General features: G+C 73.3%; 12 protein-coding genes and 1 pseudogene. 12 read left to right on the top strand and 1 reads right to left on the bottom strand.

Annotated elements, in window-relative coordinates; all coding sequences use genetic code 11:
• Nucleotides 1-133 precede the first annotated feature (133 nt).
• The 5 genes from ACIQV3_RS15595 to ACIQV3_RS15575 all read left to right on the top strand — a co-directional run bounded on the left by ACIQV3_RS15595 (nucleotide 134) and on the right by ACIQV3_RS15575 (nucleotide 5969).
• Nucleotides 134-1237 (top strand): mechanosensitive ion channel family protein, encoded by a 1104-nt coding sequence (locus tag ACIQV3_RS15595; RefSeq protein ID WP_403712926.1) that lies wholly within the window; start codon nucleotides 134-136, stop codon nucleotides 1235-1237.
• Nucleotides 1238-1389: 152 nt separating this feature from the next.
• Nucleotides 1390-2637, top strand: coding sequence for an ROK family transcriptional regulator (locus tag ACIQV3_RS15590; RefSeq protein WP_403712925.1), 1248 nt, complete (start codon nucleotides 1390-1392; stop codon nucleotides 2635-2637).
• Between the two features lie 110 nt (nucleotides 2638-2747).
• Entirely contained in the window at nucleotides 2748-4082 is a 1335-nt protein-coding gene (locus ACIQV3_RS15585) for an ABC transporter substrate-binding protein (RefSeq protein ID WP_403712924.1), read from the top strand.
• Between the two features lie 4 nt (nucleotides 4083-4086).
• Nucleotides 4087-5037, top strand: a complete 951-nt coding sequence (locus tag ACIQV3_RS15580) for a carbohydrate ABC transporter permease (RefSeq protein WP_403712923.1) — start codon at nucleotides 4087-4089, stop codon at nucleotides 5035-5037.
• Nucleotides 5038-5042: 5 nt separating this feature from the next.
• Nucleotides 5043-5969 (top strand): carbohydrate ABC transporter permease, encoded by a 927-nt coding sequence (locus tag ACIQV3_RS15575; RefSeq protein ID WP_403712922.1) that lies wholly within the window; start codon nucleotides 5043-5045, stop codon nucleotides 5967-5969.
• Here the strand turns inward: ACIQV3_RS15575 and ACIQV3_RS15570 are convergent.
• A pseudogene (locus ACIQV3_RS15570) lies at nucleotides 5966-7134 on the bottom strand (RNA-guided endonuclease InsQ/TnpB family protein). The gene ACIQV3_RS15575 and the pseudogene ACIQV3_RS15570 overlap by 4 nt on opposite strands.
• A gap of 135 nt (nucleotides 7135-7269) precedes the next feature.
• Here ACIQV3_RS15570 and ACIQV3_RS15565 point away from each other — a divergent pair.
• The 7 genes from ACIQV3_RS15565 to ACIQV3_RS15535 all read left to right on the top strand — a co-directional run bounded on the left by ACIQV3_RS15565 (nucleotide 7270) and on the right by ACIQV3_RS15535 (nucleotide 18510).
• A complete protein-coding gene (locus tag ACIQV3_RS15565) occupies nucleotides 7270-8535 on the top strand; it encodes a 6-phospho-beta-glucosidase (protein WP_403712921.1) in 1266 nt (421 codons plus the stop codon).
• Nucleotides 8526-9551, top strand: a complete 1026-nt coding sequence (locus ACIQV3_RS15560; protein WP_403712920.1) for an N-acetylglucosamine kinase — start codon at nucleotides 8526-8528, stop codon at nucleotides 9549-9551. The genes ACIQV3_RS15565 and ACIQV3_RS15560 overlap by 10 nt, the downstream gene beginning before the upstream one ends.
• A 196-nt stretch (nucleotides 9552-9747) precedes the next feature.
• Nucleotides 9748-11154, top strand: coding sequence for a hypothetical protein (locus ACIQV3_RS15555; protein ID WP_403712919.1), 1407 nt, complete (start codon nucleotides 9748-9750; stop codon nucleotides 11152-11154).
• Nucleotides 11155-11339: 185 nt separating this feature from the next.
• The gene (locus ACIQV3_RS15550; protein WP_403713152.1) at nucleotides 11340-12275 is read left to right on the top strand and encodes a glutamate ABC transporter substrate-binding protein; all 936 of its coding nucleotides are present in this window, start codon (nucleotides 11340-11342) and stop codon (nucleotides 12273-12275) included.
• Nucleotides 12276-12361: 86 nt separating this feature from the next.
• Nucleotides 12362-13696, top strand: a complete 1335-nt coding sequence (locus ACIQV3_RS15545; protein ID WP_403713151.1) for a hypothetical protein — start codon at nucleotides 12362-12364, stop codon at nucleotides 13694-13696.
• Between the two features lie 5 nt (nucleotides 13697-13701).
• Nucleotides 13702-16440, top strand: a complete 2739-nt coding sequence (locus tag ACIQV3_RS15540; protein ID WP_403713150.1) for a tetratricopeptide repeat protein — start codon at nucleotides 13702-13704, stop codon at nucleotides 16438-16440.
• A 624-nt stretch (nucleotides 16441-17064) separates the two neighbouring features.
• Nucleotides 17065-18510 (top strand): protein phosphatase 2C domain-containing protein, encoded by a 1446-nt coding sequence (locus tag ACIQV3_RS15535; protein WP_403713149.1) that lies wholly within the window; start codon nucleotides 17065-17067, stop codon nucleotides 18508-18510.
• The last annotated feature ends 5 nt before the right edge of the window (nucleotides 18511-18515 follow it).

The following is an 18515-nucleotide window of genomic DNA, read 5'->3' as shown; positions in this document are numbered from 1 at the left end:
CGCTTCATCCCCGCGTGAGTCTGGTCTCTCCCTCGAACACGGCAACGAGTCAGGCCGAGTGCCCCGTTAGGGTGGATGGTCTGCCCGCCCCACCCCTTCCGCGGGCAGGACGCTACATCTGGAGGTTCCCGCCGTGCCCAGGCCTGCCGCCCTGCTCCCGCTCGCAGCCGACAACCCGAACGCGGCCGAAACGATCAGAGAAACCCACGAGAGCGTCACGAACGCGGCCAGTTTCATCGAGCAGAACTGGGCCGGATGGCTTTACCTGGGCCTGCGGATCCTGCTGATCCTGGTCATCGCCTTCGCCCTGCGCTCGGTGGTCCGCAAGTCCCTGACGAAGCTGATCACCCGGATGAACCGCGGCGCCGACGCCGTCGAGGGCACGGCCCTGAGCGGGCTGCTGGTCAACGCGGAGCGGCGCCGGCAGCGGTCCGAGGCCATCGGTTCGGTCCTGCGTTCGGTGGCCTCGTTCCTGATCCTCGGCACGGCGGCCCTGATGGTGCTCGGCGCGCTCGACATCAACCTGGGGCCGCTGCTGGCGAGCGCCGGTGTGGCCGGTGTGGCGATCGGTTTCGGTGCCCGGAACCTGGTCACGGACTTCCTCTCCGGCGTGTTCATGATCCTCGAGGACCAGTACGGCGTCGGTGACAAGATCGACGCCGGGGTGGCCTCGGGCGAGGTCGTCGAGGTGGGTCTGCGCGTCACCAAGCTGCGCGGCGACAACGGCGAGATCTGGTACGTCCGCAACGGCGAGATCAAGCGGATCGGCAACCTCAGCCAGGGCTGGGCCACGGCGAGCGTCTCGGTGCAGGTCAAGCCCACCGAGAGCCTCTCCCGCATCCGCGCGGTGATCAAGGACATCGCCGACACCTTGGCCAAGGAGTCCCCGTGGGACGAGCGGCTGTGGGGTCCGGTGGAGGTGCTGGGTCTGGACGAGGTGCTGCTGGCCTCGATGTCGGTGTCGATTTCGGCGAAGACGATGCCGGGCCAGCAGTTCGCCGTGGAGCGCGAGCTGCGCTGGCGGATCAAGGACGCCTTCGACGCCGCGGGCATCGGGATCGTCGGGGGCCTGCCGGCCCCCGAGGAGGACGCGGCCCCGGCCGACCCCTCGGCCTCCGTCGCCCCGCCGTCGGCGCTGGCGAACCCGACTTCCCCGCAGTCCCTGGCCGCGGCGGAGATCCCGCACCCGGCCGCGGGCGGCGCGGCCGCCGGCTCCGGCCCGCGCATCACGAAGTAGCGCCCGCCCCACCCGCCCCCCTCACACCGCTCCACCACTGCCCCCGTAGGTCCTGCCTGCGGGGGCAGTGGTGTACGCAATGCCATTGACACGAGCGACCACCAATAGGAAACTTACCTAACAGTTCACCCCGGTGAGAGAGAAGTCACCCCATGCCCGCCACCCCCGGTACGCCCAGCCTGTTGCGCGCCCTGAACGACCGGGCCGCGCTAGAGCTGCTGCTGACGCACGGTCCCCTGTCCCGGACCCGGATCGGGCATCTCACCGGCCTCTCGAAGCCCACCGCCTCCCAGCTGCTGGCCCGCCTGGAGGCCGCCGGGCTCGTCGTCGCCACCGGCACCGCCACCGGCCGCCCCGGCCCCAACGCGCAGCTCTACGCCGTCAACGCGCGGGCCGCCCACGTCGCCGGACTCGACGTCACCCCGGGGCGGATCCTCGCCTCCGTGGCCGACCTGGCCGGCGAGGTGATCGGCAGCCACGAGCTCCCGTACACGGAGGGCATCGGGCCGGTCGAGCAGGTCACCCGCGCCCTCGGCGAGGCCGTCAAGGACGCCGGGCTGCACCTCGCCGACATCCACCGGGTGGTCATCGCGACCCCCGGCTCCTTCGACCCCCACACCGGGGTGCTGCGCTACGCCGACCACCTGGCGGGCTGGCAGTCCCCCACGCTCCTCGACGAGCTGGCCGCGGCCCTGCCGATGCCGGTCGAGTACGAGAACGACGTGAACCTCGCCGCCGTCGCCGAGCAGCGGCTCGGCGCCGCCCGCGGCCACGAGGACTTCGTCCTGCTGTGGAACGAGGAGGGCCTCGGGGCCGCACTCGTGCTCGGCGGCCGGCTGCACCGCGGCTGGACCGGCGGCGCCGGGGAGATCGGTTTCCTGCCGGTCGCCGGGCACCCGCTGGTCCGCCAGGTCACCCGGGTCAACTCCGGCGGCTACCAGGAACTGGCCGGCGTACAGGTGCTGCCCCCGATGGCGGACCGGCTCGGCGTCGAAGCACCCCCGGCCGCCGCGGCCGGGGCCGGCTCGGTGCACGGCGCCGTGTACGGGGCCGAGGCCGGGGCCATGGTCGAAGCGGCGGCCGCGCTGCTGGCCCAGGCCGCCGCCGCGCCCGAGGGGGCCCACCTGGACCTCCTGCGGGAGTACGCCACCGCGCTGGCCACCGGTCTCGCCTCGCTGGTCGCCGTACTGGACCCGGAGATCGTGATCCTCTCCGGCGCGCTGACCATCGCCGGCGGGGAGCCGCTGCGCGAACTCCTCGAAGCCGAGCTCGCCGACCTCGCCCCGTCCCGGCCCCGGCTGGTGACCGGCGAGGTACGGGAACGGCCCGTGCTGCGCGGGGCGCTGGAGAGCGCCCTCGCAGCGACCCGCGACGAGGTCTTCGACACCTCCCGCCGCTGAACCGCACCACCCGCACCACCCGCACCTCCCCGCAACACGGCACGCCTCCCCGCACCACGGCTCCTCCCCACCCCTCCAGGAAGTCCCCCCGCGCAGAGAGTGACTCCGCCATGCCCGGAATCCGCCGCCTGACCGTCGCCGCTACCGCCCTCGCCGCGATATCCGTACTCGCCACCGCCTGTACGGGCTCCGCCTCCAACACCGTCGCCGACGACCCGAACAAGGACGTCACCCTCAACTTCTGGCACGGCTGGTCCGCCCCCAGCGAGATCAAGGCCATCGAGGACAACATCGCCCGGTTCACCAAGGCCCACCCGAACATCAAGGTGAACGTCACGGGCAACATGACGGACGACAAGATCAACCAGGCGCTGCGCGCCGGCGGGGACAAGGCCCCCGACGTGGTCTCCTCCTTCACCACCGACAGCGTCGGCAAGTTCTGCAACACCGGCGCCTTCGCGGACCTGAACCCCTTCCTGAAGAAGTCCGGGGTCGACAAGGAGAAGGTCTTCCCCAAGACCCTCCTGGAGTACACCCAGTTCAACGGCAACCAGTGCACGCTGCCGCTGCTGAACGACGCGTACGGCCTCGTCTACAACAAGACCGCCTTCGAGGCCGCCGGGATCACCGAACCCCCCAAGACCTGGAGCCAGTTCGTGGCCGCCGCGCAGAAGCTGACGGTCGCCAAGGGGGATTCGTACCAGCAGCTCGGCATCATGCCCACCTTCCACGGCTACGAGACCGCCCCCCAGCGGCTGGCCGCGATGTGGAGCCCGGCCTACTTCGACGCCGACGGCAAGTCCAACCTGGCCAAGGACCCCGGCTTCGCCCAGATGCTGACGGCGCAGAAGGACCTGGTCGGCAAGCTCGGCGGGTACGAGAAGCTGGAGAGGTTCCGCACCACCTTCGGTGACGAGTGGAGCGCCGAGCACCCCTTCCACCTGGGCCTGGTGGCCATGCAGATCGACGGCGAGTGGCGGCCGGCCATGGCGAAGGAGGCCGGGGTGAAGTTCGAGATCGGGACCGCGCCGATGCCCGTCCCCGACGACCGGATCGCCGAGTACGGCAAGGGCTACCTCGCCGGCACGATCATCGGCATCGCCTCGGGCAGCAAGAAGCAGAACGCCGCCTGGGAACTGACGAAGTACATGACCACCGACACCGAGGCGGTCGTGGAGTTCGCCAACGCCATCCACAACGTGCCCTCCACCCTGGCCGCCCTGAATTCGCCGAAGCTCCAGGTGACCCCGGAGTTCAAGACGTTCATCGACATCGCCAAGCACCCGAAGTCGACCACCACCCCGGCGCAGGTGGACGGCGGCACCTACCAGCTGACCTTCACGGACTTCGCGTACGCGGTCGAGAAGGGCGAGGTCACGGACATCGCGGCCGGTCTCGCCAAGACCGACCAGCAGGTCGACACGGACATCGCGAAGGCCAAGTAGCCCGATGGCCGGCACCCTCTCCCCCGTCCTGCACACCAGGCGCCGCAAGGCCGCGCTGCGCACGGCGGCCTTCATGTCGCCCTGGCTGATCGGGTTCGGCGTCTTCTTCGCCTACCCGCTGGTCTCCACCGTCTACTTCTCCTTCACCAAGTACGACGGCTTCCGCCCGCCCGTCTTCAACGGGCTGGACAACTGGACCTACGTCTTCTCCGACCTGCCGATGTTCTGGCCGGCCATGCGCAACACCCTGTGGCTGGTCCTGGTCATGGTCGCCTGCCGGGTCGCCTTCGGGCTCGGCATCGGCCTGCTCATCACCAAGATCAAGCTGGGTACGGGGGTCTTCCGCACCCTGTTCTACCTGCCCTACCTGGCCCCTCCGGTGGCGGCGACCCTCGCCTTCGTCTTCCTGCTCAACCCGGGCACCGGCCCGGTGAACACCCTGCTGGACGCGGTCGGGCTGCCCACGCCCGGCTGGTTCACGGACCCCGCCTGGTCCAAGCCGGCGCTGACCGCGCTCGCCGTGTGGGGGGTCGGCGACCTGATGGTCATCTTCATGGCCGCGCTGCTCGACGTACCGCGCGAGCAGTACGAGGCCGCCGAGCTGGACGGAGCCCGGGCACTGGCGCGGTTCCGCCACATCACCCTGCCGAACATCTCCCCGATCATCCTGTTCGCGGTGGTCACCGGGGTCATCCAGGCGATGCAGTACTACACGCAGCCCCTGGTGGCGGGGAAGGTGGCGTCCGGCGTGATGGGCGGCTCGGGCCAGCAGTTCGAGCCCGGGTACCCCGACAAGTCCACGCTGACCCTGCCCCAGGTCATCTACAACGTCGGCTTCCAGCGCTTCGACTACGGCACCGCCTGCGTGGTCGCCCTGGTCCTGTTCGCCCTCTCCATGGCCTTCACCGCACTGCTGATGCGTCGGCGCGGCGGCCTGATCCAGGCAGGTGACTGAGGAACATGAGCCAGACCCTGACCCGCGGCCCGCGCCGGACCCCCCGTCCGGCCGCCTCCCCCGCCCCGGGCTCCGCCCACGCGGTGCGCACCGCGCGCCGCCGGGCCGCCCTGCACTGGGTGGCCGTGCACTCCCTCGGCGTCGCCGCGGCACTGTTCTTCGTCCTCCCCTTCGTGTTCCTCTTCCTGACCTCGGTGATGAGCGACCAGCAGGCACTGACCCGCGACCTGTGGCCGCGCAGCTGGGACTGGGGCAACTACGCGAAGGTGTGGGACACCCCCGGCTTCCTGACCTGGTGGCGCAACACCCTGCTGTACGCGGGCCTCGGCACCCTGCTGACCGTGGTCTCCTCGGTGCCCGTCGCCTACGCGCTCGCCAAGTTCCGCTTCCGCGGCCGGCGGCTGTCGCTGCTGCTCGTGATCGCCATGATGATGCTGCCGCCCCAGGTGGTCGTCATCCCGATGTACCTCTTCTGGGCCAAGCAGCTGGACCTGTCCGGCACCCTGTGGCCGCTGATCATCCCGATGGCCTTCGGCGACGCCTTCTCCATCTTCCTGCTGCGCCAGTTCCTGCTGACCATCCCCGACGAGTACCTGGACGCGGCGAAGGTCGACGGCTGCGGCGAACTGCGCACCCTGCTGCGGGTGGTCCTGCCGATGGCCAAGCCCGGCATCGCGGCGGTCGCACTGTTCCAGTTCTTCGCCGCCTGGAACGACTACTTCGGCCCGCAGATCTACGCCTCCGACAACCCGGCGGCCTGGACGCTCAGTTACGGACTGGAGTCCTTCAAGGGCGCCCACCACACCAACTGGAACCTCACCATGGCGGCAACCGTGCTGGTCATGGCCCCGGTGATCGTCCTCTTCTTCTTCGCCCAGAAGGCGTTCGTCGAAGGCGTCACCCTGACCGGATTGACTTCATCCTCCCTTTAGGAGATTCCCACCCTCACGGGTGGGGTTTCCTGCTTCACCACGGACCGCCCCAACCGAGAGGAGGACTCCCGATGAGGTCTTACACCCGCTCCACAGGCAGCAACCGCCAGCCCGGCGGCCAGAAGATTGATCGCTGCGTTGCCGTCCCGGTCGTGGGTCGTCCCGCAGGTGTCGCACGTCCACTCCCGGACGTTCAGGGGCATCTTGCCAGCAAGCGCTCCGCAGGCCGAGCACAGGTGCGTGCTGGGGAACCATCGGTCCACGGTGATCAGCTCGCGCCCGTACCAGGCCGCCTTGTACTCCAGCATGCTCCGCAGCTCACGCCACGCGGCATCCGAGATCGCGCGGGCGAGCCTGTGGTTCTTGACCATGTTTCGGACGGTGAGGTCCTCAATCACGAGCGTTTGGTTTTCGCGCACGAGTCGAGTCGTCAGCTTGTGCAGGTGGTCCCGGCGTTGGTCCCCGATCCGCGCATGGACCCTCGCCACCCGAGTACGGGCTTTGGCCCGGTTGTTGCTGCCCTTCTCCTTCCGCGACAGCGCCCGCTGCGCCCGGGCCAGGCGCTCCCGATCCCTCCGTTCATGCCTCGGGTTCTCAACCTTCTCACTGGTCGAAAGAGTGACCAGGGCCGTCAGCCCGGCATCGATACCCACCGCGTTCGTGGTGGCGGGCATCGGGGCAGGGCTGTCCTCGCACAGCAGGGACACGAACCAACGGTCGGCGCCGTCGTGGGAGACCGTGACCGTCGACGGCTCCACCCCTGCGGGCAGCGGACGCGACCACACGACGTCCAGCGACTCAGTCATCTTCGCCAGGATCAACCGGCCGTCGGTGTACCGGAACCCCCGGCGTGTGTACGTCGCAGAAGCACGCGACTTCCGCTTCGACTTGAAGCGGGGGTACTTCGCTCGCTTGCCCCAAAACCCCAGGAACGCAGTCTGCAGGTGCCTCAGTGCCTGCTGGAGCGGCACCGAGGACACCTCAGCCAGGTAGGAGAGCTCCTCAGTCTTCTTCCACACCGTGAGCATCGCCGACGTCTGCGCGAAGCTCACCCGCTCCTTCTGGGCCACCCACGCCTCTGTCCGTGTGGCGAGGGCCAAGCCGCCTGCGCGTCGGTCGGATAGAAGCGGTATTTGAACGCCCGCTTCACGGAAGAAGTCCCCATACCGCAGACGCTAGAGACGCTCACGATGCCAGCACAAGCGCAGGTCACAGCTTCACGCAGCGGCGTTCCTCAACTACCTGCACCCGGGGCACAGCTACATGCCCCCGGTCGAAACCAGCGTTCAAGGAGATCGAAATGAAACTCGCAGTGGTGGGCGGCGGTTCCACCTATACCCCCGAGCTGATCGACGGGTTCGCCCGGCTGCGCGACACCCTGCCCATCAGCGAGCTGGTGCTGATCGACCCGGCCGCCGAGCGGCTGGAGCTGATCGGCGGCCTGGCCCGGCGGATCTTCGCCAAGCAGGGGCACCCGGGTCTCGTCACCACCACCTCCGACCTCGACGCGGGCGTCGCGGACGCGGACGCGGTCCTGCTGCAACTGCGCATCGGCGGGCAGGCGGCCCGGCTCCAGGACGAGACCTGGCCGCTGGAGTGCGGCTGCGTGGGCCAGGAGACCACCGGCGCCGGCGGTCTCGCCAAGGCGCTGCGCACGGTCCCGGTGGTCCTCGACATCGCCGAGCGGGTCCGGCGCTCCAACCCGGACGCGTGGATCATCGACTTCACCAACCCGGTCGGGATCGTCACCCGCGCCCTGCTCCAGGCCGGGCACAAGGCGGTCGGGCTGTGCAACGTGGCCATCGGCTTCCAGCGCAAGTTCGCCGCGCTGCTGGACCTGGCGCCGGCCGACATCCACCTCGACCACGTGGGCCTCAACCACCTCACCTGGGAGCTGGGGGTGCGCAAGGGCGGCCCGGAGGGCGAGAACCTGCTGCCCCAGCTCCTCGCCCGGCACGGCGAGGCCATCGCCGCGGACCTGCACCTGCCGCGCGCGGTGCTGGACCGGCTCGGGGTGGTTCCCTCGTACTACCTGCGCTACTTCTACGCGCACGACGAGGTGGTCCGGGAGCTCGGGACCAAGCCCTCGCGGGCCGCCGAGGTCGCCGCGATGGAGAAGGAACTGCTCGGCCTCTACGGGGATCCCGCGCTGGACGAGAAGCCGGAACTGCTCGCCAAGCGGGGCGGCGCCTTCTACTCCGAGGCCGCCGTGGACCTGGCCGCCTCCCTGCTGGGCGACGGCGGCAGCGCCGTACAGGTGGTCAACACGCTGAACAACGGCACCCTGCCGTTCCTCCCGGACGACGCCGTCATCGAGGTGCAGGCACGGGTGGACCGCACGGGACCGTCGCCGCTGGCCGTACCCCGGCTGGACCCGCTGTACGCGGGGCTGATCTCCCACGTCACGGCGTACGAGGACCTCGCGCTGGACGCCGCTCTGCGGGGCGGCCGCGAGCGGGTCTTCAAGGCGCTGCTGGCACACCCGCTGGTGGGCCAGTTCGACCTGGCCGAGGGGCTGACGGACCGGCTCCTCGCGCACAACAAGGAGCACCTGGCATGGGCGTGAGCCGGCCCGTTCCCCCACCGGCGGCCGCGGCCGTCCTCGCCGTCGACGCGGGCAACAGCAAGACGGACGTGGCGCTGATCGCCGCGGACGGCCGCGTGCTGGGCACCGGGCGCGCGGGTGGCTTCCAGCCCCCGCGCGTCGGGATCGAGGAGGCGGTGGACGTCCTCGGACAGGCCGTCGCCGAGGCGGCCGCGGCCGCCGGGCTGCCGGTGCCCCCGGCCGGAGCCCCGTACGCCGACCGGGTCTCGGCCTGTCTGGCCAACGCGGACCTCCCGGTGGAGGAACTCCGGCTCGCCGAGGCCGTCGGCGCGCGCGGCTGGGGCACGGACACCGAGGTCCGCAACGACACCTTCGCGATCCTGCGGGCCGGACTCGGCGAGGACGCCGGAGGGCCGCGCGGGGTCGCGGTGGTGTGCGGCGCGGGCATCAACTGCGTGGGCATGCTCCCCGACGGGCGCACCGCCCGGTTCCCGGCCCTCGGACAGATCTCCGGCGACTGGGGCGGCGGCGGCGGACTGGCCGCCGAGGCCATGTGGTGGGCGGCCCGCGCCGAGGACGGGCGCGGCGGTCCCACCGCGCTCGCGGCGGCCCTGCCGGGGCACTTCGGACTGGATTCCATGTACGCGCTGATCGAGGCGCTGCACCTGGGCGCCGTCGATGCCGTACGGATGCACGAGCTGGTGCCGGTGCTGTTCGCGGTGGCCACGGCCGGCGATCCGGTCGCAGCGGCCCTCGTCGAGCGGCAGGCCGAGGAGGTCGTGGCCCTCGCCTCGGTGGCGCTGGAGCGGCTCGGACTGCTGGGCGCGCCGGCGCCCGTCCTGCTCGGCGGCAGCGTGCTCGCCGCCCGGCACCCGCGGCTGAACGGCCGGGTGGAGGCCCTGCTGGCCGAACGGGCGCCGCACGCCCGGGTGTCGGTGGTGACGGCCCAGCCGGTACTGGGCGCCGGCCTGCTGGGCCTGGACGCCCTGGGCGCCGGCCCCGAGGCCTACGGAAAGCTGCGTGCCCATTTCGGATGAACCGCGCCCGATCCGGAACCATCACGGCCCGCAGGGCGTACTGACGGTGAAGGGGTGGAGCGGACGGGGGGACCGGCCGGGGCAGGACCGGGGACGGATCGGGGCGGATCGCGCCTGATCCCGGACCGGGTGCTGTGGAGGACCGCCACTAAGGCCATACTGCTGCGAAGCACGAAGGACCGAGGGGGAGGTCAGGGTGGCCATCACATCACGCGCGCCCGCGCCCGGCGGCGTCGTCCCGGCGTCCTCCGGGCCGCCGGCGCCGCCGCCCGACGGGCTGCCCCGGCGGGGCACCGCCTGGGCCGAGGGCGTGGAGCGGCTGCGCGCGGCCGCCACCACCGAGCCCGGCCGGCTGCGGATCATCGGGGCGGCCCTGGCCGCACTGGTCCTGCTGTTCGGCGCGGTGGCCGTCTGGGAGATCTCCGGCCGGGTCGCCGCCGCCGACGACGTCGTGGGCCGCAGCCAGCCCCTGAGCGCCGACGCGGCGAGCATCTACCGCTCCCTCGCGGACGCCGACACCGCCTCCTCCAGCGGGTTCCTCGCGGGCGGCCAAGAGCCCCGCGAGGTCCGCAGCCGGTACGAGAAGGACATAGCCAACGCGTCCCGGCTGCTGGTGAACGCGGCCGCCAGCACCACGGCCGGCGAGGACTCCCGCAAGCAGATCACCCTGCTGAGCGAGCAGCTCCCCCGCTACGCCGGTCTGATCGAGCAGGCCCGGGCCACCAACAAGCAGGGCCTGCCGCTCGGCGGCGCCTACCTCCGGTACGCGAACGAGCAGATGAGCACCCAGCTGCTGCCCGCGGCGCAGCGGCTCTACGAGGCGGAGACCGGCCGGCTCTACACGGACTACGACGAGGCCCGCGCCCTGCCCCTGGGCTCCCTCGGGGCGGGTCTGCTCGCCCTCACCGCCCTGGTCTGGGTCCAGCGGCGCAACTACCGCCGCACGAACCGCGTCCTCAACCACGGGCTCGTCGCGGCGACCACCGCCTCGCTGGTGCTGCTGCTGTGGCTGGCCGCGGGGCACACGGTCGCCCGCTCGGGGCTGAGCGAGGCCCGCACGGACGGGCAGGAGTCGCTCAAGGTGCTCAACGACGCACGGATCGCCTCGCTCCAGGCGCGCGCCAACGAGAACCTGACCCTGGTCTCGCGCGGCGCCGTACTGGCCGAGGACAAGAAGTCCGACAAGTACGACGTGGACTACGCGAACGACATGAAGGACCTGGACGCGGGTCTGGCGCTGGCGGCGAAGCTGGCCGACGACGCGGCAGGCCGCGACCCGGTGGCCCGCGCCGCGGAGGGCGTGAGGCAGTGGAAGGGACTCCACGCGGCCGCCCGGGAGACCGACTTGATGGGCGACTACCAGGGCGCCGTCGGGCAGGTCATCGGCGACAAGGACCATCCGAGGCCCACGGGGACCGCCTTCGACACGGTGGACGCCTCGCTGGAAGCGGCCGTGGTCCACGAGCAGCGCGAGTTCACCCGGGCGGCGCGGGACGGGCTCGGGGCGCTCGACGGTTTGGTGACAGGTACGGCGGCCCTCGCGGTCGTCGGCGCGGTGGCCGCCCTGCTCGGCATCGGGCGCAGGCTTTCGGAGTACAGGTGAGAGCGATGCCGGGACGGGTGAAGCGCGCGGTCATGGGCTCCGGGGGTGCTGCGGGCACCGCACGGCCGGCGGAGGCCCCCGAGGGCGCCGCGGAAGGCTCCGCCGAGGGCGCGGACGTACGCGGCCCGCGGCGGCTGACGGGCCGGCTGACGGGCCGGCTGCGCGGCTGGGGCGGGGTCGGTGCGATGGCCGCGGCCTGTGCGCTGACGGCCGCCGCCGTGCTGCTGCCGCTGGCCCAGGCGGCCCCGGGCGGCCCGGGGGCCTCCTCACCGGTGCGCGGGCCGGCCAGGATGGCCGTCGCCCCGCAGGCCCCCGCGGACACCTGTGAGAACCCGGAGGCGAGCCTGCGCCCCGACGGGCTGGACGGCGCGGCCATCGAGCGGATCCGCGCCGCGGGCCACCTCGTCGCGGGCGTGGACCAGAACAGCTTCAAATGGGGCTACCGCAACCCGGCCGGGGAGCTCGACGGCTTCGACATCGCCCTGGTCCAGGCCATAGCGAAGGACATATTCGGCACGGACGGCAAGGTCATCTACCGGGCCATCCCCACCAGCCAGCGCATCCCCGCGCTCAAGGACGGCACCGTCGACATCGTCGTGCGCACGATGACCGTCAACTGCAAGCGGCTGGAGGAAGTCGCCTTCTCGACGGCGTACTTCGAGGCCGGACAGCAGGTGCTGGCCCCCAAGGACTCGACGATCACCGGCTACGACGCCTCGCTGAAGGGCCGCCGCATCTGCACGGCGGCCGGTTCCACGGCGGAGGCGGCCCTGGCGGCCCAGTCCTACGGCGCCGTCCCGGTCAGCGTGCCCAACCAGCTCGACTGCCTGGTCCGGCTGCAGTTGGGCGAGGTGGACGGCATCATCACCGACAACGCCCTCGCCGCCGGCCAGGCCGCGCAGGACCCGTCGGTCAGGCTGGTCGGCTCCCCGTTCACCAAGGAGTTCTACGGGGTGGCGATGAACAAGGACGCCGGCGACCTGGTGCGCCGGGTCAACAAGGTGCTGGAGGACTACCGCGCCGGCGGCGCCGCCAGCCCCTGGATGGCGGCCTACAAGCACCATCTGGAACCCGTGCTGCCCGGCGTGGCCGGTCCGCCCGCTCCCAAGTACCGGGACTGAGGCCGGTGGCGGATTCTGAGCCCGATGTCACGAGACCGGAGGCGGAATCGGTGGAGGCCCATCCCTGGGGAGCGCAACCGGCGGTGATGGACCGGGACGGTGTGGACCGTGCGCTGGCCCGGCTCGGCGCGGAGCACGAGGCCGTCGAGACCTCGCTGCTCGCGCTCCAGGACCACTCCGGCCGACAGCTCCTGGAGGGCGCCGGGCTGACCGGGCTCACCAAGGAGCGCTGGGCCGAGGCCGACGCGGCCATCACCCGGCTGTGGCGGTACTTCGACGCCTACAGCGGGGCGCTGGGCGCCGCCCGGGAGATCCGCGAGCGGCGCCGCTGGCCGAGCCGCGAGGACCTGGTCGAGCTGACGGACCGGCTGCGCGGGCCCGGGGTGCTGATCTCCGGCGCCGCCGTGGAGGGGGCCCCGCTCGCGGAGCGGTTCTCCCTCGCCGAGCTGGTGTCCCGGATGAACGAGCTGTACGCGAGCTCCCTGGACGTGGTGGTCGCCGCGGACTCCGTCTGGTCGGCGCTGCCCGCCCGGATCGACCTCCTCTCCGCCGAACTGCACCGCACCCGCGGCCTCGCCCACTCGGTGGGGGTCCGGCCGGGGGAACACCCCTCGGGGGACGACCTGGAGGCCATCACGGCCGAGCTGGCGGACCTGCGGGCCCGGGTGATCGAGGACCCGCTGGCGTTCTGGTGCTCCGTGGCCGGGAGCTCCGCGCCGGGGGGCGGCCGGCCGGACACCGGGCGCTACGACCGGGCCGCGCTCGCGCTGGAGGACGTACGCCGGGAGGTCGAGGCGGTGCTGGCCGTCCGGCAGGACGCCGAGCAGCGGCTGATCGGGCTGCGGGACCTGCTCTCGCGGGCCGACCGGACCCTGGCGGAGGCGCGGGTGGCCCGCGGCGAGGTGCTGGCGAAGATCGCGGCGTCCGAGGTGCCCGCGGTGAGCGGCCCGCCGACGGCGTTGCAGGAGGAGTTGTCGGCGGCGGCCGAGTACCGGCGCCGGGCCCAGTGGCACCGGCTGTCGCCGCTGCTGGAGTCCTTGGAGGAGCGGGCCGAGGAGGAACTGCTGCGGGCCCGCGAATCGTTGACCGCGGTGACGGCTCCGCTGGCCGTGCGGGCGGAACTGCGCGGACGGCTCGACGCCTACAAGGCGAAGGTGGCGCGGCTCGGCATGGCGGAGGATCCGCTGCTGATGGAGCGGTACGACACCGCGCGGCGGATGCTGTGGAGCGCGCCCTGCGATCTGCGGGCCGCCGAGCAGGCGGTGCTCCGCTACCAGTGGGCGACGGCCGAGGCACTGCCGCCGCCTCAGCAGGACCGGCAGAACCAGCAGGACAGGCAGAACCAGCAGGACAGGCAGGACCGGCAGGGGCACCGACCGGTGCACGAGTGGCCCGACGGGCCGGGGGAGGGGGACGCGTGAGTCTGATCGGAACGGCGTGCATGCGCCCCGGCTGCCCGGGGACGTACGAGGACATGGGCGGCGGCGAGGTCTACTGCGACACCTGCGGGCTGGCGCCGGCCGGCGCCGTCGCGGCGGGCGCCGAGGAGCTGGTGTCGGTGCCGACGGCGATGACGAGCGCGGCCCGCCACGGGGACTCCCAGGGCTCGCACGGGTCCGGCCGGTCCTCCGCCTCGTCCTCCTCCTCGCGGGCTTCGCGTTCGTCGCGTTCGTCGTCGTCTCGGCGCTCCGTGTCGGGCCGGCTCTCGCGCACGCTCTCGGGAGCCGCGTCCACCCGGTCGGTGTCGGTGCGCAGTTCGGGCTCGGCCGCCTCGGGGTCGGGCCGCAGCCGGCTGGGCGCCGGGCTGGTCAACGTACCGGAGGTGCCCCGTCCGGATCCCTCGGAGGCGGTGCTGGAGAACCCGGAGGTCCCGGAGCGCAAGCGGTTCTGCTCGCGCTCCGACTGCGGGGCTCCCGTGGGGCGGGCGCGCGGCGAGCGGCCGGGGCGGACGGAAGGTTTCTGTACCAAGTGCGGTCACCCGTACTCCTTCGTGCCCAAGCTGCGCGCGGGTGATCTGGTCCACGGCCAGTACGAGGTCGCAGGCTGCCTCGCGCACGGCGGGCTGGGCTGGGTCTACCTCGCGGTGGACCGGGCCGTGTCGGACCGGTGGGTGGTGCTCAAGGGCCTGCTGGACACCGGGGACCAGGACGCGATGGAGGCCGCGATCTCGGAGCGGCGCTTCCTCGCGGAGATCGAGCACTCCAACATCGTGCGGATCTACAACTTCGTGGAGCACCTGGACCAGCGGACCGGTTCGCTGGACGGGTACATCGTCATGGAGTACGTCGGCGGCAAATCCCTCAAGGAGATCGCCAACGAGCGGCGCAGGCCCGACGGCCGCCGCGATCCGCTGCCGGTGGAGCAGGCGTGCGCCTACGGCATCGAGGCGCTGGAGGCACTCGGGCACCTGCACTCCAGGAACCTCCTGTACTGCGACTTCAAGGTCGACAACGCCATCCAGCAGGCCGACCAGCTGAAGCTGATCGACATGGGCGCGGTCCGGCGGATGGACGACGAGGAGTCGGCCATCTACGGCACCGTGGGCTACCAGGCGCCGGAGGTGGCGGAGCTCGGCCCGTCGGTCGCCTCCGACCTGTACACGGTGGCGCGCACGCTGGCCGTGCTGACCTTCGACTTCCAGGGCTACACGAACGTGTTCGTGGACTCCCTGCCGGACCCGCGGCACATCGAGGTGTTCGGGCGGTACGAGTCCTTCTACCGGCTGCTCGTACGGGCCACCGACCCGGATCCGGGACGGCGGTTCGCGTCCGCGCAGGAGATGGCGGACCAGCTGACGGGGGTGCTGCGCGAGGTCGTCGCGCTCCAGACGGGCCGCCCGCGGCCCCAGGTCTCCACCCTCTTCGGGCCCGAACTGCGGGTCCCGGACGACCGGCTGTTCACCGACGACAAGTCCGGCGGGCACGTGTCCCGCCTGGGCGAGCGCCCCGTCAAGCGGTGGCGGGCGGGCCGGGGCCCGGCTCCGGCCGTCGTCCCGGCTCCGGCGCCGGCCGTCGTCCCGGCTCCGGCGCCGGCGCCGGTTCCGGCTCCCGCCGCCGCCGTGTCCGCGGGGGACCCGGCCGCGCCGTCCGCGGCGCCCATCACGGGGTACGGCACGACCGGGCTGGTCACCACCGCGACGCACCGGGCCGCCGGTCCCGCCGTACCGGCCCCGCGCCAGGCACGGCCGGCCGAGCCGCTGCCTCCCGTCGGGATCACCGCCCCGCGGCGGCCGGAGCTGTCCACGCTGGACACCCGCGAGGCCGCGCTGGCGCTGCCCGTGCCGCTGGTCGACGCCGCGGACCCCAACGCCGGCTTCCTGGCCGGTCTGCTGGCCTCCGCGCCGGCCGACCTGCTGGCCGCGCTGGGCTCGGCGCCGGCCGAATCCGCCGAGCTGCGGCTGCGGGAGCTGCGGGCCCGGCTCGAACTGGGCGGCGCCGACGCGCCGCTCGTCGCCGACGCGCTGACCCGGCTGGAGGCGCGGCACCCCGACGACTGGCGCGTGGTGTGGGCCCGGGGCATCTCCTCGCTGGCCGTCGGGGAGGACGAGACGGCGGCCCTGTCCTTCGACGCCATCTACGACGCCTTCCCGGGCGAGCCGGCGCCGAAGCTGGCGCTGGGGCTGTGCGCGGAGGTGCTGGGGCAGTTGGACAACGCCGCCGAGTACTACCGCCTGGTGTGGGCCACGGACCCCGGTTTCGTCGGCGCCGCGTTCGGGCTGGCCCGGGTGCAGCTGGCCACCGGGGACCGGGACGGAGCCGTGCGCACGCTGGAATCCGTACCGGAGGTGTCGATCCACCACACCGCCGCGCGGGTGGCCGCCGTACGGGCACGCCTGCGCGACCGGTCGCCCCAGGAAGCCCTGTTGGCCGATCTGACGGCCGCCGCGGCGCAGGTGGAGGCCCTGGGGCGGTTCGGCCTGGACTCGGTGCGCCACGAGCGGCTCAGGGCGGAAGTTCTGGGCTCGGCGCTGGACTGGGTACTGTCGGGCAGCCGGGGTTCCGACCCCGGCCGTACCTCGCTGCTCGGCTGCCAACTGGACGAGCGGGGACTGCGCTTCGGCCTGGAGCGCTCGTTCCGCGTGCTGGCACGGCTGGCGCAGCGGGGCGAGGAGAGGATCGAACTGGTGGAGCGGGCAAACCGTTTCCGTCCCCGGACGTGGGTGTGATTGATGTCGATGCATCGGCTGTCGGGCTGCCCCAGCTGCGCGGAACCGCTGGAGGAGGGTGACCGCTTCTGCGGCCTCTGCGGCTACGCCCTCACGACCACCGCCGCCGCGGAGCCCGGAGCCCCGGAGCGGGCACCGGCCCACGCGGCCCCGGTGGCACCGGCGGGTTCTGCTCCGGTGACCCCGCCCGCGGCCGGACCGGCCGCGCCGGCCTCCCCGGCGAGCTCGGCGTACTCGGCCCCCGCGGCTCCGGCCCAGCCGGTCACCCCGGCAGGCCCCGCGTACGCGGCCCCCGGGGCACCGGCGGGCTCGGCGTACTCGGCCCCCGCGGCCCCGGTGGCACCGGCCGCCCCTGCCCCGGCCGGGGCGGGTACGGCCGCGCCGGCGCCCCTGATCCCGGCGGCGCCGACCGGCCCGCCCGCTCCGGCGAGCGCCGGCGCCGCTCACGCGGGCGCCACCGGTCGGGTCACCCCGGCGCACGGGATCCCGGCCACCGTCGGACTCCCGTCGTCCGGCGAGGACTCCGCTCCCCGGCACTCCGGCGGCCACGCCGAGCCGGCGGCCTCCGGGTACGCGGGCGAGGCCGCGCCCGGCTGGGGCAGCGTCTCCACCGCCGCCCCCACCCTGGTGTCGGGCCCCGCCGGCTGGTCCGACCCCGGCCACGGCACGCCTCCGGCCCCCGAGAGCCCGTACGCCACGCCCCCTCAGGGCCGGCACCCGGCGGACACCGCTCCCTACGGCGCGAGCGCGCAGGGCACGGGTCCCACGGGCGGCGCCGCGTACAGCACCCCGGGCCCCGGAGAGCACCCCACCTCCTACGACCTCCCCGCCCCGCAGGCACAGCACGCCGGCGGACCCGACCCCGCCGGGCACGGCCCGGGCCCGCAGGGCCCCGGCCCGGACCACGGAGCCCCGTACGGCGGCTCCTCCTCCCAGGGGCACTCCTCCGGCGGCGAAGCCCCGTACGGCGGCCCCGGCCCCCAGGCCCAGACCGAGGGCGAAGCCACGTACGGGAACCCCGCCCCGCAAGGGCACGCCGAGGGCGAAGCCCCGTACGGCAGCCCCGCCCCGCAGGCCCACGCCCCCGGGGGCGAAGCCCCCCACGCAGGCCAGGGCCCCGCCCCGCAAGGGGACTCCGGGGGGAAGACCTGCGTGGCCTGCCGCGCCGGGCGGGTGGACACCGACGGGTACTGCGAGCACTGCGGGCACGCGCAGCCCCGGGAGCGGGACCACCTCGAAGAGGAGCTCGGGAGCGTCGCCGCCGTCAGCGACCGCGGGCTGCGCCACCACCGCAACGAGGACTCCTTCGCCGTCGCGGCCACCGCGCTGCCCGACGGCTCCGCCGCCACCGTGGCCATCGTCTGCGACGGCGTCTCCTCCGCCAGCCGCCCCGACGAGGCCTCCGCCGCGGCCGCCGGAGCCGCCAACGAGGCGCTGCTCGACGCCCTCCCCCGCGGCGCGCACCCCCAGGAGGCCATGCACGAGGCGATCCTGGCCGCCGCCGCCGCGGTGAACGCCCTCGCCCCCGAGGTTCCGGGCGCCCAGAACGCCCCCGCCTGCACCCTGGTCGGCGCCGTGGTCAGCCGCGGCCTGCTGACCATCGGCTGGGTCGGCGACAGCCGTGCCTACTGGGTCCCCGACGACCGCGCCGCCCTGCCCCGGCGCCTCACCGAGGACGACTCCTGGGCGGCCCAGATGGTCGCCGCGGGCCTGATGGGCGAGGCCGAGGCCTACGCCGACGTCCGCGCGCACGCCATCACCGGCTGGCTCGGGGCCGACGCGTACGACCTGGAGCCGCACACCGCCACCTTCAAGCCCGACCACGACGGCGTGGTCGTGGTCTGCACCGACGGGCTGTGGAACTACGCCGAGTCCGCGCGCGACATGGCGCAGGTGCTCCCGTACGACGCCGCCGTCCGGCCCCTGCACAGTGCGCAGGTCCTGGTGGGCCACGCCCTCGACGGCGGCGGGCACGACAACGTCACCGTGGCCGTCGTCCCCTTCGCGGCGACCGCGCCGGAGGCGCCGGCCCCGCCCGCCGGCCCCGCCGCCCCGCAGGCCCAGGCCTGATCCCC

Origin of the sequence: Streptomyces sp. NPDC099050 (assembly GCF_044759865.1) — a bacterium.
In the GTDB taxonomy this organism is placed as follows: Bacteria; Actinomycetota; Actinomycetes; order Streptomycetales; family Streptomycetaceae; genus Streptomyces.
This window is presented reverse-complemented; position numbering and strand designations above follow the sequence as displayed.

Excerpts from the sequence above, each read along its gene's own strand:
- ACIQV3_RS15580 (WP_403712923.1), top strand. The coding sequence starts at position 4,087 with ATGGCCGGCACCCTCTCCCCCGTCCTGCACACCAGGCGCCGCAAGGCC.
- ACIQV3_RS15585 (WP_403712924.1), top strand. The coding sequence starts at position 2,748 with ATGCCCGGAATCCGCCGCCTGACCGTCGCCGCTACCGCCCTCGCCGCG.
- ACIQV3_RS15575 (WP_403712922.1), top strand. The coding sequence starts at position 5,043 with ATGAGCCAGACCCTGACCCGCGGCCCGCGCCGGACCCCCCGTCCGGCC.
- ACIQV3_RS15565 (WP_403712921.1), top strand. The coding sequence starts at position 7,270 with ATGAAACTCGCAGTGGTGGGCGGCGGTTCCACCTATACCCCCGAGCTG.
- ACIQV3_RS15550 (WP_403713152.1), top strand. The coding sequence starts at position 11,340 with ATGGCCGCGGCCTGTGCGCTGACGGCCGCCGCCGTGCTGCTGCCGCTG.
- ACIQV3_RS15560 (WP_403712920.1), top strand. The coding sequence starts at position 8,526 with ATGGGCGTGAGCCGGCCCGTTCCCCCACCGGCGGCCGCGGCCGTCCTC.
- ACIQV3_RS15545 (WP_403713151.1), top strand. The coding sequence starts at position 12,362 with ATGGACCGGGACGGTGTGGACCGTGCGCTGGCCCGGCTCGGCGCGGAG.
- ACIQV3_RS15590 (WP_403712925.1), top strand. The coding sequence starts at position 1,390 with ATGCCCGCCACCCCCGGTACGCCCAGCCTGTTGCGCGCCCTGAACGAC.